Origin of the sequence: Paenibacillus sp. P22 (assembly GCF_000469945.2) — a bacterium.
Taxonomy (GTDB): Bacteria; Bacillota; Bacilli; order Paenibacillales; family Paenibacillaceae; genus Paenibacillus_O; species Paenibacillus_O humicus.
Window position 1 is genome coordinate 1 of the sequence record NZ_CBRA020000009.1, and the last position, 15425, is coordinate 15425.

General features: G+C 58.9%; 15 protein-coding genes and 1 pseudogene. 3 read left to right on the top strand and 13 right to left on the bottom strand.

Going from position 1 to position 15425, the window contains the following annotated elements; all coding sequences use genetic code 11:
• A pseudogene (locus BN871_RS27375) lies at positions 1 to 689 on the bottom strand (hypothetical protein); the annotation flags it as partial.
• Between the two features lie 141 nt (positions 690 to 830).
• On the opposite strand from BN871_RS27375, the gene BN871_RS02480 reads away from it, so the two are divergent.
• Positions 831 to 1595, top strand: coding sequence for an SDR family NAD(P)-dependent oxidoreductase (locus BN871_RS02480; protein WP_048744442.1), 765 nt, complete (start codon positions 831 to 833; stop codon positions 1593 to 1595).
• Positions 1596 to 1840: 245 nt separating this feature from the next.
• On the opposite strand, the gene BN871_RS02485 is transcribed toward BN871_RS02480, so the two are convergent.
• The 7 genes from BN871_RS02485 to BN871_RS02515 form a co-directional block, all read right to left on the bottom strand.
• The gene (locus tag BN871_RS02485) at positions 1841 to 2215 is read right to left on the bottom strand and encodes a MerR family transcriptional regulator (RefSeq protein ID WP_048744264.1); all 375 of its coding nucleotides are present in this window, start codon (positions 2213 to 2215) and stop codon (positions 1841 to 1843) included.
• A 170-nt stretch (positions 2216 to 2385) separates the two neighbouring features.
• Positions 2386 to 3837, bottom strand: coding sequence for a hypothetical protein (locus BN871_RS02490; protein WP_048744266.1), 1452 nt, complete (start codon positions 3835 to 3837; stop codon positions 2386 to 2388).
• Positions 3838 to 3839: 2 nt separating this feature from the next.
• Complete coding sequence (locus BN871_RS02495; RefSeq protein WP_048744268.1) at positions 3840 to 4877, bottom strand: glycosyltransferase family 2 protein; 1038 nt, start codon at positions 4875 to 4877, stop codon at positions 3840 to 3842.
• Between the two features lie 226 nt (positions 4878 to 5103).
• Positions 5104 to 5733: an HAD family hydrolase gene (locus tag BN871_RS02500; protein WP_021881378.1), complete on the bottom strand. Its 630-nt coding sequence runs from the start codon at positions 5731 to 5733 to the stop codon at positions 5104 to 5106.
• Between the two features lie 314 nt (positions 5734 to 6047).
• Positions 6048 to 6842, bottom strand: coding sequence for an ABC transporter ATP-binding protein (locus BN871_RS02505; RefSeq protein WP_048744272.1), 795 nt, complete (start codon positions 6840 to 6842; stop codon positions 6048 to 6050).
• Positions 6842 to 7753 (bottom strand): ABC transporter permease, encoded by a 912-nt coding sequence (locus BN871_RS02510; RefSeq protein WP_048744443.1) that lies wholly within the window; start codon positions 7751 to 7753, stop codon positions 6842 to 6844. The genes BN871_RS02505 and BN871_RS02510 overlap by 1 nt, the downstream gene beginning before the upstream one ends.
• Before the next feature lie 55 nt (positions 7754 to 7808).
• Entirely contained in the window at positions 7809 to 8855 is a 1047-nt protein-coding gene (locus tag BN871_RS02515) for an ABC transporter substrate-binding protein (RefSeq protein ID WP_048744276.1), read from the bottom strand.
• A 311-nt stretch (positions 8856 to 9166) separates the two neighbouring features.
• Between BN871_RS02515 and BN871_RS02520 the strand changes: the two genes are divergently transcribed.
• Together BN871_RS02520 and BN871_RS02525 are read left to right on the top strand one after the other, a co-directional pair.
• Positions 9167 to 9628, top strand: a complete 462-nt coding sequence (locus BN871_RS02520) for an NUDIX hydrolase (RefSeq protein WP_269745402.1) — start codon at positions 9167 to 9169, stop codon at positions 9626 to 9628.
• Between the two features lie 56 nt (positions 9629 to 9684).
• Positions 9685 to 10017, top strand: a complete 333-nt coding sequence (locus BN871_RS02525; protein ID WP_332310198.1) for a GNAT family N-acetyltransferase — start codon at positions 9685 to 9687, stop codon at positions 10015 to 10017.
• 50 nt (positions 10018 to 10067) lie between these two features.
• Here the strand turns inward: BN871_RS02525 and BN871_RS02530 are convergent, their stop codons facing one another.
• From BN871_RS02530 to BN871_RS02550, 5 genes are all read right to left on the bottom strand, one after another.
• Entirely contained in the window at positions 10068 to 11078 is a 1011-nt protein-coding gene (locus BN871_RS02530) for an NADP-dependent oxidoreductase (protein WP_048744280.1), read from the bottom strand.
• Between the two features lie 104 nt (positions 11079 to 11182).
• A complete protein-coding gene (locus tag BN871_RS02535; protein ID WP_021879949.1) occupies positions 11183 to 11506 on the bottom strand; it encodes a helix-turn-helix transcriptional regulator in 324 nt (107 codons plus the stop codon).
• 265 nt (positions 11507 to 11771) lie between these two features.
• Positions 11772 to 12569: a VOC family protein gene (locus BN871_RS02540; RefSeq protein WP_053086927.1), complete on the bottom strand. Its 798-nt coding sequence runs from the start codon at positions 12567 to 12569 to the stop codon at positions 11772 to 11774.
• Positions 12570 to 12700: 131 nt separating this feature from the next.
• Positions 12701 to 14518, bottom strand: coding sequence for an APC family permease (locus tag BN871_RS02545; protein WP_048744283.1), 1818 nt, complete (start codon positions 14516 to 14518; stop codon positions 12701 to 12703).
• 176 nt (positions 14519 to 14694) lie between these two features.
• Positions 14695 to 15264, bottom strand: coding sequence for a hypothetical protein (locus BN871_RS02550; protein WP_048744286.1), 570 nt, complete (start codon positions 15262 to 15264; stop codon positions 14695 to 14697).
• Positions 15265 to 15425 lie beyond the last annotated feature (161 nt).

Here is a 15425-nt window from a genome sequence, read left to right on the forward strand (position 1 = left end):
CGCTTTTTCGGCTTATTCCCGCCTGCGGGCCGTTCACTGGCGGAATAAGCCGATTTTTTCGGCTTAATCTCGCCTGCGGGCCGTTCACTGGCGGAATAAGCCGATTTTTTCGGCTTATTTCCGCTTGCGGGCCGTTCGCTCGCGGAATAAGCCGATTTTTTCGGCTTAATCTCGCCTGCGGGCTGTTCACTCGCGGAATAAGCCGATTTTTTCGGCTTATTTCCGCCTGCGGGCCGTTCACTGGCGGTATAAGCCGATTTTTTCGGCTTATTCTCGCCTGCGGGCCGTTCACTGGCGGAATAAGCCGACTTTTTCGGCTTATTTCCGCCTGCGGGCCGTTCACTGGCGGAATAAGCCGATTTTTTCGGCTTATTTCCGCCTGCGGGCCGTTCACTGGCGGAATAAGCCGATTTTTTCGGCTTAATCTCGCCTGCGGGCCGTTCACTCGCAGAATAAGCCGATTTTTTCGGCTTATTCCCGCCTGCGGGCCGTTCACTCGCAGAATAAGCCGATTTTTTCGGCTTATTCCCGCCTGCGGGCCGTTCACTGGCGGAATAAGCCGATTTTTTCGGCTTAATCTCGCCTGCGGGCCGTTCACTGGCGGAATAAGCCGACTTTTTCGGCTTATTCTTCTTCCTGCCTAGGGCAGCGCCTGGCCGCAAGAGCCGCATGGCGCTGTTTTTTGGCATTCAACGGAGCCGGAGGCCTGTCCGAGGCTGGTGTGTTCCAATATTTTTATAGGGAGGGTTGACTTCGATACAACTCGAAGGACTAGGATGAAGGCAAGCCGGATGAGCATGGCCGGCAACTTGATCAGAGGAGAGATGGATATGACGGAAACAGCGAAGATCGCCCTCATCACGGGAGGCAGCCGGGGACTCGGCAGAAACGCGGCCGAGGCGCTCGCCCGGGCCGGAGTGGATGTCATCCTGACCTATAATAGTCATAAAGAGATTGCGGAGCAGACTGCGGCCGGACTGGAGGCCATGGGACGCAAGGCGGCCGCGCTGAGGCTAGATGCGGGCGACGTGTCCTCGTTCCCGGCTTTCGCGGAACAGCTGAAGGCCGTTCTCGCTGCCAAGTGGGAGCGGACGACGATCGACTTCCTCGTCAACAACGCCGGCTTCGGCTTGAAGGCATCCATTGCCGACACGACCGAGGAACAGTTCGACAGCCTCGTGAACGTCCACTTCAAGGGAGTCTTCTTCCTGACCCAGGCGATGCTCCCCCTTCTCGCGGACAACGGGGGCATCATCAACGTCTCCTCGGGACTGGCCCGCTTCACCTTTGAAGGCAGTGCCGCCTATGCGGCGATGAAAGGCGCCGTCGAAGTGCTGACCCGCTACATGGCCAAGGAATTCGGCAAAAGGGGCATTCGCGTCAACACGCTCGCTCCAGGCGCGATCATGACGGACTTCGGAGGCGGCTCGCTGCGGGAGGACAAGGCTGCGCAGAACCTCATCGGCTCTGTGACAGCGCTTGGCCGCCCCGGCGAAGCCGACGATATCGGCGGAGTCGTCGCGGCTCTGTGCTCCCCGGCATTGGGCTGGGTGAACGGACAGCGGATTGAAGCTTCCGGCGGCATGATGCTCTAAGTCGCTGCAGGATCCATACAGCCAAAAAAACCGCTTCGGCGGTTTTTTTGTTGCCCTTGCCGAGGCTCGGCTGTTCGGGCATCGGTCCGGTATCGTCTATCGTCCACGCCATCCGCTTGAATGGATATTCGGTGCTCAGCCGCTGCTTTTCCCTGCCTTCGCGCTTCGGCATCTTTGGCCGCGGCCGTTCTCAATGGCTGGCCGCTGCCTCTCCCCGCCTCCGGCATCTTTCGCCCCGGCCGCTCTCAATGGCTGGCCGGAGAACCGTCCTTGTTGGAATCGTAGAAGGCGACCTTGAGGTTGATGATGTTCAAGTTCTTTTTCAGCTCCGCGATCTGCCTCTGCACTTCCTTGCCGTGGGCGATCATCATTTCTTTTCTCGTCTCCATCGTGCCGGGGCCCTCCATGAACATGTCCATGTACGACTTGATTTCCTTGATCGGCATGCCGGTGTTTTTCAGGCAGCAGATCAGCTTCACCATTTCGAGATTCTGTTCCGTAAATACCCGGTTTCCCGACTTGTTCCTTCCCACGAACGGAAGCAGCCCTTCTTTATCGTAGAAACGAAGCGTGTGCGCGGACAAATCGCAAATTTCGGCCACTTCATGAATCGTATACATCGTTGCCCTCCTATTGATCGGCTCTCCGCCGCAAAATTGACTTCGACTGGACTCTAACTCCTATCTCTTCACTATAACGTCCGATGCCCTTATCGGCAACGCCGCCTTGCACCTGTGTCCCCCTAAGCAAAAAAGCCCTCCGCCAGGTCATCCCTGCGGAAGGCTTGCGGTTACCGGTACGAACGATAGCTGATCCTCCTGCCGTCCCTGCCGAACCCGAGCAGCACCGCGATGCGGTACGCCAGCCAGGCTGCGGAGGCCAGCAGCATGATGTCGTAAGCGGCATTGAACAGGAACAGATGCTTCTCGATGTCGGCCAGGCCGTCGCCCATGATCGGAATCAGGAAAGCGAAGAAGCCGACGAAGCCGACGAGCATGAGCAGCTCGGAGGTCATTTTGGCCGAGCCCTCGCGCGCGCGAAGCCATTCGATCACGCATACGCCGTAGTACACGATGTAGAACAGGACGATGAACAGCAGCGAATTCGGCATATGCCCGGCCTTGAACCGGCTCCAGCCGCTGTAGGTGTCGTTGAATGCGCCCGGCGGCTTGCCCTCGGCCTTCTCGTAGTTGCCGAGGTATCCCGGCTTCAGGTACACGCTCTGATGAGCGGCACGCTCCATGAGGCCGATCAGCCGCTGCGGATGGGTCGCATAGTAGAGCATGACCTTGCCGTGGGACATCCGGTCGTAGAAGTCGACCCTCATTTCCGGCGCGTCCTGCTTGATGGGGACATCCGTCTGGAAATAGTTCGAGCCGGCGTTGCCCGCCAGCTTCTCCGGCAAGCCGAGAGCCTTGAGATCTCCTTTTACATCGGGGGACTTGTTCAGAATGCCGTAGAAAACGGTCTGATACAGGTTGATATGCTTGAGCCCGTCCGGGGCGAACACATACAGCAGTGCCGACAGCAGGAACAGCGCGGAGCAGCAGATCAGCACGAGCTTGCGCCAGGCGCGGTCCCACCGGAGCGGCAGGAAGCGGAGCCCATAGAGGGCGAACACGACGCCTAGCGGCGTATTCTGCAGCTTGCCGCAGGCGAGCATGAACACGCAGAAGAAAAAGAAAATCAGCGTCCAGCGGCCCGGCTCCTCCTGATGGGCCAGCCGGAGACCCGTTCCCAGCGTAAGCAGCAGGAAGATCAGCGACACCGGCTCGGCGAAAAAGGAATTGAAGTAGGCCAGGTAACGAACGTCCAGGAATACGAACAGCAGCCCGGCCGTGAGGACGACGCCAACAGCCATGGAATATCTTCTGCCTGTATGGACCAGCAGATAGACCGCTGCGACCAGCAGCGCTCCGTACACCGCCGCCAGGATGCGGATGTTGAACAGGGAAGGATCATAGAGCCATCCAAGGCCCCTCGCGATGAACACCGGAATCAGCTGGGAGGTGATGTAGGCCCCTCTCAGGCTCCCGTAGGCGAAGTGCTGGTTGGCGTAGCTGAAGAAACGGTCCTCGTATGTAGTGGCGGCAGGATTGTAGTCCAGTCCAGCCGTCATGAGCACGCGCAAAAAGTCCCCCGAATCGGCCATGCCGATGAAGGGACGGGTGAACAGCAGCCAGATGATGATGCCGGCCGCGCCTGCGGCGGCCAGATATTCGATTCGGAATCGGGTTCTCACGGTCACACCCCCTGGTAGCTCAGAGCGTCAGGGCCGCTCTGAGATCTTGTCTCCGCCGGGACGTCGGCGGACGCGGGACGGACCGCGGGCTCCACCTCGCGCTCCACGATATAGAGCGGCCGCCTTTTGACTTCCCGGTAGATTTTCCCGATGTATTCGCCGATCAAGCCGACCGACAGCAGCTGCACGCCGCCGATGAACCAGAGCGAGACGATCAGGGACGCCCAGCCGGAGACGGTGTTGCCGAACATCTTGGAGATCAGCGCGTACAGACCCATCACGATGCTGACGCCGAACACGATGAAGCCCGCGGCCGTCACCATGCGGATCGGCTTGACGGACAGGGAGGTGATTCCCTCCAGGGCGAAGCTGATCATCTTCTTGAGCGGGTATTTGGACTCGCCGGCTGCGCGCTCCAGCCGCTCGTAATACACGACGCCTGTCTGGAAGCCGAGCATCGGCACGATGCCGCGCAGGAACAGGTTCACCTCCGTGAACTTCTCCAGCTCGTCCAGCGCGCGGCGGCTCATCAGCCGGTAGTCGGCGTGGTTGTTCACGATGCGCAGGCCCAGTCCTTCCATGACCTTGTAAAAGCCTTCGGCTGTCGTGCGCTTGAACCAGGTGTCGCGCTGGCGGCTGCTGCGCACGCCGTAGACGATCTCGCAGCCTTCCAGATAGCGCAGCACCATGTCGCGGATCGCCCGGACGTCGTCCTGCAGGTCGGCATCGATTGAGACGAGGCAGTCCGCATGGCGCTTCGCTGTCATCAGCCCCCCGAGCAGGGCGTTCTGGTGGCCGACGTTGGCCGCCAGGTTGAGTCCCGACACTCTCCGGCAGCGCGAAGCCAGATCCGCAATCAGCGGCCATGTGCCGTCCTTGCTGCCGTCGTTGACGAACATGATGAAGCTCCCCGGCGCGATGATGCCTTCCTTCTCCATGCTCTCCAGCATGGCGTCCAGCTCAGGCGCGGTCAGCTCCAGCACTTCCTCTTCGTTATAACAGGGCACGACGACGCCCAGTACAGGCCTATGTTCTCTCATGGCAAAACTCACTCCTAAGCATCCGGCTGCCGCCCGGGCTGCCGCGAAAATTAGCCTAATTATACCGCATGTCCGAGGAAAAGTCCCTGCTGGAGGGAATAACAGGCAAACAGGCTGCGCCAGCCGCCATGGAAGATGGCGGAGTGCAGCCTCTTTCCTTTCCATATAAACCCATCCCGCAGAGATCTAAACGGTAGGCGAAAACCTATGGCGCCGGCTCAAAACCTCAGGCACGCAGACGCTCTGCCGCCGCATCCACCCACAGCCCGTCCTCGTCCGCAAGCAGCGCATGCCAGCCGAACGCCTCGGCAGCCGCGACATTGCGGGGCGAGTCGTCCGCGAACAGGACCGGCGCACCCGGCTCCAGCTTGCCCGCGCAACGCTCCAGCAGCGCCGGATCGGGCTTGCTCAGCCCTTCCTCGCAGGAGATCGTTATGCTGGAGAGCCATTCCGACGCGGGCTCCAGCACCGGCCGCAGCCAGCCCGAGACATGGTTGCTCAGCAAATGCACGTCGGCCAGCCGAGCCAGCTCAGGCAGCCTCTCCAAAGCGGGCAGCGGCTGCAAATGGGAACGCAGCAGCCTTTCCGCATCCGCCTCCGCCCATCCGGGAACGAATCCGGCGATCCAGCGGTAGAATTCCGCTTCCGGATGCTCTCCCGTCCATAACCGTCCGGCAATATCGCGCTTGTACCTGTCTCTCAGCTCTCCGAAGGCGTGGCCGCTTATCTCCGCCAGCTCCTGCCACATGGAAGGCGTAAGATTGGAGACAAGCACGCCTCCCGCATCGAGCACGAGCTGCGGCCGGAGAACAGAACGAGGCTTATCATCAGGCATGAAAGGCATGGCATCCATCATGGTTTATCTCTCCAATCGCAAATGTCCGGCGTGAAACCGGGAGTCCCCCCAACGACTCCACGACTTGGAGTGGGCAAAGTTTTTCCCTGCGCCGCTTTTTAGACATGCAAAATGCTCCCCTCACGGTAGACAAGTTTATTTTTTCACCTGTCTGCCGTATGGGGAGCATCTCGATTCGGCTTTTGGGACAGCCTCTATTGGCGGGACGGTCTCCCTTTGGCTGCCTCAGGCAAGGCAGCATCACGCTCCCTTAGCCGAGCGCAGCATGGACAAGCTCTCCGCCGGCGGTGAATCGGCCCGGCCTCCGGCTGAGGCTAGCCCAATATGAGCCGGTCGTCCGACAGCTTCTGGCCGCTGATGCCCTCGAACTCCCGCAGCAGCTCCTGGACCGTGAGTCCCTGCTTGCGGCTCTCGGGAATATCGAGAATGATGCGGCCCTTGTCCATCATGATGAGCCGGTTGCCGAGCCGGATGGCCTGCTCCATGTTGTGGGTGACCATCAGCGTCGTAAGGCCCATGTCGCGCACGATGCTTTCCGTCAGCCGGGTGATCAGCTCCGCCCGCGCCGGATCGAGCGCCGCCGTATGCTCGTCCAGCAGCAGGATATCCGGCTTGGTGAAGGTCGCCATCAGGAGGCTGAGCGCCTGGCGCTCGCCGCCGGACAGCAGGCCGACCTTGGCGCGCAGCCGATTCTCCAGCCCGATGCCGAGGCGGCTGAGCTCCTGGCGGAATAGCCCGCGCTTCGCTCCCGACACCGACCAGCCCAGGCCGCGCGGCTTGCCGCGCTTGTAGGCCATCGCCAGATTCTCTTCAATCGTCATGTTCGGCGCGGTGCCGGCCATGGGATCCTGGAAGACGCGGCCGATCCAGCGGCTCCGTCTCGATTCGGACGCTCCCGTCACATCCGCATCGGCGATGGAGATGCGTCCGATGTCGGGCTTCATGACGCCGGAGATCATATTCATGAGCGTCGACTTCCCCGCGCCGTTGCTGCCGATGACGGTGACGAAGTCTCCCGCCTTCAGCTGCAGGTCGATATTCATGAGAGCGACCTTCTCGTCCGGCGTGCCGGGGTTGAACAGCTTGGATACCGATTGCACATGCAGCATCAGGCTTCCCTCCTTCCGGCAGTCCCTGCCGCAAGCTCGGCGGTGCGCCTGCGCGCCTGCCGCTTCTGCTTCATCGACCGGTTGACCGTCGGGATGACGAGCGCGATGATGACGATCGCCGCCGTGATCAGCTTGAGATCGGACGCCTCCAGGTGGAGGAAGTCGGAACGCAGCGCCAGCGCGATGACGACCCGGTAGACGACGGCGCCGACCAGCACGGCGAGCGTCGTCATGAAGACGCCGCGCGCGCCGAGCAGAGCTTCGCCGATGATGACGGAAGCGAGGCCGATGACGATCATGCCGATGCCCATATTGATGTCCGCGAAGCTGGCATCCTGCGCGATGAGCGCGCCGGACAGCGCCACGAGACCGTTGGAGAGGCTGACGCCGAGCACGGTGGAACGGTCGGTATTGCCGCCGAAGCTGCGGATCATCCGCTTGTTGTCGCCTGTCGCCCGCAGCGCCAGGCCTAGATCCGTGTGCAGGAACCCGTCCAGAAGGAGCTTGGCGGCAATCGCCACGACGAGCAGCACGAGCGGATAGAACCAGGAGACGCCGCCGAAGGTCAGCCATCCGGAGCTCGCGATGCTGCCGAGCAGCGTGTTCTCGCCCGAGATGGACACGTTCGGCTTGCCCATGATTCTCATATTGATGGAATACAAGGCGATCATCATGAGGATGCCGGCCAGCAGGCCGTTGACCTTGCCCTTCGTATGCAGCAGCCCTGTGCAGGCGCCGGCTGCCATTCCGCCCCCGAAGGCGGCAAGCGTGGCAATCCACGGCGACCAGCCATGCGTCAGGAGCACGGCCGCGATGCCGGCTCCCGTCGTGAAGCTGCCGTCAACCGTCAAATCGGGAAAATCAAGGATGCGATACGTGATGTAGACCCCGAGCGCCATCAGGGCGTACATGAGCCCAAGCGCAACCGCTCCGTTCAGGGATAGGATCAAGGAAGCCACCTCTTAGCTATTGGATGATGTTCGTTTCCTGGTCTTTCACTTTGGCCTTCATATCGTCGGTAACGTCAATGCCCTGGGCCTCTGCGGCCTTGAGATTGAGGATGAGGTCGAGCTTCTCCTGCATGCCCACCTTCATGTCCCCTACCTTCTTGCCGTCCTTCAGCACCTCGGCCGCCATTTGTCCGACCTGATAGCCGTGGTCGTAGTATTTGAAGCCCACTGTGGCGAAAGCGCCCTTCTCGACCGTATCGCGGTCGCTGGAGAAGAACGGAAGCTTCTTGGAATTCGCCACCTGGATGATCGTGTCGACGCCGCTGATGACCGTGTTGTCGAGCGTCGTGAAGAGCGCGTCCGCGCGTCCTACGAGCGACTCGGCCGCCTGCTTCACCTCGGATGTATTGGATACCGGGGCTTTCACCAGCTTGATGTCATGCTTGGCGAGCGCCTGCTCGGCGTTTTTGGCCATGATGACCGCGTTGGACTCGCCTTCGTTGATGACGAGGCCGACGGATTTCACCTTCGGGAAGTCGGAGGCGATGAAGTCCATCAGCTGCACGATCGCATCCGGGTTCGTGTCGGAAGCGCCGGAGATGTTGCCGCCCGGCTTGTCCAGGCTCGTGACGAGCTTCGCGTCGAGCGGATCCGTGACGGCCGCGAACAGGATCGGCGCGTTCTTGACCTTCTCCGCTACAGCCTGCGCGGATGGAGTGGCGATGGCGAGCACGAGATCGTTTTTGCCGGAGGCGATCTTCTGCGCGATCGACAGGTTGTTGCTCTGATCGCTCTGCGCGTTGTTGAAGTCGACCTTGAGGTTGTCGCCCTCTACGATGCCGGCATCCTTCAAGGCGGCGAGGAAGCCTTCGCGCGTCGCATCCAGGGACGGATGCTCCACGATCTGCGAGATCGCGATGGAATACGTTTTGCCTTCCGCTGCGCCTCCTGCGGAAGGAGCCGGGCTTGCCGAGCCGCCCTCATTCGTGTTTTTTGCCCCGCAGCCTGCCGCCGTCATCAATGCCACCGCGAGGAGCGCGGATGCCCATATTCTTTTTCCCATGAATAGACCCCTTTTCCCATATCATGAATTTGTCCAGACCGTTTTTTCATCCACTCTTTTGAGCATTTTGTAAAGCTTTCTGTACCCAGTTTAAGGGGGAACTGAAATTTCGTCAATTAAAGCGCGACCGCATAAAGGCAGGAAACGGACAGTGCTTGAAAGCGGCTTTCCTTTAAATAAAACCATGCCATGCTCTTCCTTTTCGTTTCCAACCGGTTGAAAACCCGCAGCGGCTGAAATTTCCTCCCCGGAACGGGCAGACAATGCGGAAAGGCCGCATCTTTTTTTATTCATACGTGTCTATATAGATAGTGGAAAATCGTAAAGGAGGGGTCCGTTTGCCGAAGTCGATCGGAGCGGCTGCCGTTATTTTAGATTCGGAAGGCAGAGTCTTGTTAGTGAAACATAGCTACGGCAACAACAATTGGGAGCTGCCGGGCGGAAAAGCCGAAGACGAGGAGTCCGCCGAAGATACGGCGGCCAGAGAAGTGCTTGAAGAAGTCGGACTGAAGGTCGGAATCCGGCAGTTGACGGGCATTTATTACGATCCGAACCATGATATGCATCATTTTGTGTTCATGGCGGATACCGGCCCTTCCCATCCGGCTCCTCAGCCAAGCTCGCCTGAAATTCTGGAATGCCGATACTGGGCAAGAGACGAGCTTCCCAGACCGATCAGCGATTTTACCTGCAAGCGCATTGACGATGCCTTGAATCCGAATAGACCGCAGCTTTTCCATACGGTGGGACCGAGGCAGTGGCTGGAAGGATAGAATGAGGATGCCAGACAGAGCACGCATGGGAGCTTCATCGAATCGGAGATCCACTCATCGGATGGGCTGCGGCCAGAACGAACGATGTCGTCTTTGTGTACGAACAAGGCGGCCAGGTGGTCGGGTATATCCACGGCAGTCCGTATGAACTGCTTTTTTCCGGCTCTCTGGTCAACGTCCTGGGCTTCGTCGTCAAAAAAAGCCGACGAAACCAAGGAATAGGCGGCAAGCTGATCGGGCATCTGGAGCAATGGGGACAGGAGCATGGATTTTCGGGCATCAAGCTGCTGTCCCATCCAAGCCGGACAGCAGCTCATCGATTCTATGAGAGACGCGGCTACAGATTCACGAAGGACCAAAAGAATTTCATCAAAAATTGGCAGGAGTGATCGAGACTAAGAAAAGTCGGCAGGCGCTGACGGAGGATCGGCGAAAACAATCATTCCGATGGTCTTATCGTGATGACCACCTTTCCCTTGGCGCTTCCGCCTTCCAAGTACCGAAGAGCTTGCCCGGCATCCTCTAGCCGAAACACTTTGTCCACAACCGGCTTGATGCGGCCGCTCTCGATCCTTTCTTTTAAAAGGCTCAATTGCGCTCCGCTCGGCTTCATGAACAGGTAGCGATAGCTCGTCCGGCTTTTTTTCGCAAGCGCGGTGATTCGGCGGCTGACGAGGGCCAATAGGGCCGTTTTTATCCAGCCTAGCTGCTGTTCTTTTCCGAAGGCGGCGTTCGGCACTCCCGATATGGAGACAACCTGCCCGCCTTCCTTCAAGATCCGGAACGACTTTTCCAGGGCGTCTCCTCCTAAAGTGTCGAACACCGCGTCATACCCGGCAAGCAGATCTTCAACCTTTTCTTTCCTGTAATTGACGATCCGATCGGCGCCAAGCGATTTGACCAGCTCGTAGCCTTTATCGCTTGCCGTCGTGGCGACAAATGCGCCCATTTCCTTGGCCAGCTGGATCGCGAAGGTTCCGACGCCTCCTGCGCCTGCGTGGATCAAGATTTTTTGACCTTTCCGAAGCTTGAGAATATCGGTGAACGCTTGATAAGCCGTAAGTCCGACGAGCGGAATGGAGGCCGCTTCATCAAAGCTTAGATTTTGCGGCATCAGGGACAGATCATCCTCATGAACGGCGATATATTCAGCCAGCGTCCCGATCCTGTTCTTGCGGGGCCTCCCGTAGACCTGGTCTCCGGGTTTGAATGCGCTCACCGACCCGCCTGTCTGGACGACGACTCCGGAGAAATCATTTCCCAAAACAAGTGGAAACTTGTACTTCAGCAGGAACTTCACTTTCCCTTCCTTAATCTTAAAATCGATCGGATTCAAGCTGGCTGCATGAATTTCCACCAGCACGTCATGCTCGCCAATCGAAGGCATGGGCCGTTCCGCCATCACTAACGGACTGTTCTTTCCATACTTTTCAATGATCATAGCCTTCATTTCCATCCTCCTCAAATGTTTATACGTTTAAACAAATCAACCAATTGGTCGGAGCAGCAGCAAGAGCATCGTCTCTGCTGCTGTATTTCCTATGCCGGCGCTCGTTACCGAGACCCGCTGCACTCGGCTTCAACGGCCGCAATCAACGACTTGAGCCGTTCAAGCGGCTTCCGCACCGTCAGCACATAAACATTTTCAACGCCTTTCTTTTCGGCTTCAATATAGCCGGACTGCTTCAACACCTTCAGATGATGGGAGACAGCCGGTCTGGACAGATTCATATGGCTGGATATCGTATTCACGTTAAGTCCCGATTTGTGCTGCGCCAGCAGCAAGATAATGGCTTGGCGGCCGGCATCGGTCAACACATCCAGCAAAGGAATGCATTCTTGGAACTGCTGCAGGACATGCCCGGTTTGCTCGCTCATCGTTCTCCCTCAATCCGTTCATTGGTTTAATCGTTTAAACTGAATTATAACCGTCCGGCAAATAAAATCAAGACCGGGCTCGAAGCTTCACTCTATGCTTGCGGTTCCATTCACGGCGACCGCCGGTCCGCCCGTTCAAATCATGTGATTATTTGCCTATACCTATCCTATCCCTCGAACGCGCAGATCGAACCGTCTATAGTAAAGCTGAAAGGCGGATCTGTCTTGAGCCAAAACGCAGCGGGAGAGTGCGAACCATGACGGCTTATAACACGCCGTCGCGGAGCCTGTCCATGGCGGCCGCAAGCGATTCGGCATCCGGATAGAGAATCGTGGCGTAGGCAAGCCCGACTCCCCGCTCGGGCGCAGGCGGCGCTCCTTTGCCCGCCCAGATGTTCAGCCCGATATGATGATGATAACCGCCCGCCGAGACGAAAAGCGCCCCCATCGACTGCCAGCCGTCCGCGATCAGGTCGAAGCCGAGCAGGCCGCAATAGAAGTCGTAGGCGGCTTGCAGGTCGGATACATGGAAGTGGACGTGGCCGATGACCGTGCCGGCCGGCAGTCCTTGCCACTCCTGTCCTTCCGCCAGCTGCAGCAGGCCCTCGACGTCGACAGGATCGGTGCCCATAAGGACATGGCCTTCGGCGTCATGCTTCCACTCGCTGCGCGGCCGGTCGCGGTAGATCTCGATGCCGTTGCCGTCGGGATCGTCAAGGTACAACGCTTCGCTCACCCAGTGGTCGCCTTGTCCGACAGGCAGCCTGGCTTCCGCCAGACGGCGCAGGACAAGGCCGAGCGACAAGCGGTCCGGAACGAGAATAGCGAAATGGTACAGGCCGGCGGTGCGTCCCGCCGCCGGGACGGCATCCGGGCGTTCCTCGAGCAGCAGCAAAGGCTCCGGGCCGCCGGCTGTCAGCCAGACGCCCTCCTCGTCCCTGCGCAAAACTTGAAAGCCGATGATATCGGTATAAAACCGGACGGAACGATCGATTTCTTTGACTTTCAGCTTCACAAGACCGATCGACACGCCGGGATGGATGGACAGATGCGGTTGAGTCATCCTGTATTCCCCCTTGAATAAGTAACTTATTAAAAGTAAGTATAATGCCGGGAACAAAAAAATTCAAGCGGGCGGTCCAAGTAGGATCCGCCCGCTTTCGTCTTGCTATTCATGCAGCCTGTTCACCCATCCTAATGCCGCAGATGGTATGGCACCGTGGCGATGACGATATCCTTGTTGCTGAACAGGTAGGCCCGCAGCAGAAGCCCCGTCTGGTTGTGCAGGATATGCTGCCACCAGTGCTTCGTGATGAACTGCGGAATGAGAATCGTAATATGATCCTGCTCGCCCGTTTTCCATTCCACCGTGTCGATGAACTTCAGGATCGGCCTCGTGATGCTCCGGTAGCTCGAGCGCAGCGTGATGAGACGGACGCCGGGGTTCCAGTCCTCCCATTTCTTCTCCATGCGCGCGATGTCTTCTTCGTTGAAGCCGACATAAACGGCGACGACGTTGTCGGTGAGCGACTTGGCGTAACCGAGCGAGTTGGCGACGACTCGCGTAATGCCCGCCACCGGCACGACGACCGTGCTGCCCTTGATGACCGGCTTGTCGACTTCCGGGTTGATCCGCAGCTCGGCGGCCACCTTGGTGTAGTGCCTATGGATGCGATGGAAGAGGAACATGACGATCGGGAGGAACACGAATACCATCCAGACATGCGCGAACTTCGTGAAGATGAAGATCAGCGTAATGCCGAGCGTCGTCAGCATGCCGATCGTATTGATGGTCAATTTGCCGATCCAGCCTTTCGGCTTCAGCTTGATCCAGCGGATCATCATCCCGAGCTGCGACAGCGTGAACGGGATGAACACGCCGACCGCATAGAGCGGAATCAGATTCTCGGTGTCGCCCCCGAACACCACGACGAGGATGATGGAGAATACGGCCAGGAAGATGATGCCGTTGGAGAAGCCGAGCCGGTCGCCGCGCACCATGAAGGCATGCGGCATGTATTTGTCCTTGGCCAGCATGAACGCGAGCAGCGGGAAGGCCGAGTAGGCTGTGTTGGCGGCCAGGAACAGGATCAGCGCCGTAACGCCCTGGATGAAGTAATACAGGATGCCCCGCCCGAACGTGCCGGCGGCAATCTGCGATACGACCGTCTCGCTCGCTTTCGGCGTGATTCCGTACCAATAGGCCAGCAGGCTGATGCCGAGAAACATCGAGCCGAGAATGACGCCCATCATGACCAGGGTGGACGCGGCATTTTTTTCGGCCGGCTGCTTGAAATTCGGGATCGCGTTGGATACGGCTTCCACGCCCGTCAGCGCGGAGCAGCCCGAGCTGAACGCCTTCAGCAGCAGGAACAGGCTGATGTTGCTGACCGTCGCGCCGATTTCCGGAATATCCGGGTGGGCGCCGCCGAAAGCGTATTTGACAACGCCTGAAAGGATGAGCACGAAGATGGAGACGACGAACAGGTAGATCGGCACGGCAAGCACCGAAGCGGATTCCGTCACGCCCCTCAGGTTCATGATCGTCAGCAGGACGATGACGATGATGGAGATCAGGATCCGGCTGTCATGCAGGGAAGGAAAGGCCGACGTGATGGCGTCGGTTCCCGCGGAAGCGCTGACCGCTACTGTCAGGATATAGTCGATGAGAAGCGAGCCGCCGGCCAGCAGGCCGGTCGTCGTGCCGATATTGTCCTTGGCGACGACATAAGCCCCGCCCCCCATAGGGTAGGAATAGATCGTTTGGCGGTAAGACAGGATGAGGATGAGAAGAAGTCCGAGCACGGCAAGGGAAATGGGAATGGAGTACCATACGGCGGCGAAGCCGGCCGCCATAAGGGCGATGAGAATCTGTTCCGTCCCGTAGGCGACGGAAGACAAGGCGTCCGAGGAAAGGACGGCCAGCGCCTTCAATTTGGTTAGCTTCTCGCCCTCAAGCTCTCTGCTCTTCATAGGGCGCCCGATCAGAAGGCGTTTCATGCGGTTGACCATGATTCTTTTTGCTCCTTTGCGCATCGTGCGCAGCGTGAATAATTACTTTGCCCCAGCTGGAGAAACATGATGTATCGTACACCCGAAGCCAACTTCTGTAAACGGGATTCTTCCCGGAGCGTATGCTGCTTGAAGGACGAAAAATCTTGCCTCCGCCCTCGGCTTCCAAAGCAAATTTACCCCGGCTGCTTTAATGCCGAACCATTTAGACCAAARMCGTCGTTCGCGGCATCGCTTCCGCCCGAAGCCGGGGCCGTTCCGCCCCCGGCTTCGCCTCCCATGCTGCCGTTGCCGGCCCCGGCTGCCGGTATCCAGTCGCCGGAACCGCCGGCCTCGTCCGCGCTCCCGCTGCCTGCTGCCGGCCCGTTCCCGCTGCCATCCGCTCCAGAGCCGATACCGGACGAATCACGATCGGCATGTCCGCTGTCCGGCCTATCTCCGCCGCCTTCATTCGATGTTCCGGACGGAACGGCCCCCTGGTCTTCGCCGGAGTTGTCCGCAGGCGGCGAATCCAGCGGCGCTGTCACAGGAGCCGATGCCCCTGCGGGCTTGTCCGCTCCCCAGAGCATGCCCCAGACGCCGGACATGGACAGAGGCTGCACCTGGACGGGGACATGGAATTGCTTGAGCAGCGTCTCGACATAGCTCGTCACGATGTATCCCGTCGTCCACAGCGTCAAAAAGCTGGCCAGCAGCGCGGTCGCTGCCGTCTTGCCCAGCCAGACCGCAATCTTTTTATAGTTCATTTATGATTCCTCCCTCGACAGAACGGCTATGTTCTACCAGTATGGGCATATTCGGGAGAGGGCATTCACTAGAGTGGAAGAGAACCGACCCGGTTTCACAACGGTCGGAGGTCCTTCCGTTGAGCAGTCAACAAAAAAACACGCAGCTCCGGCTTAGCCGG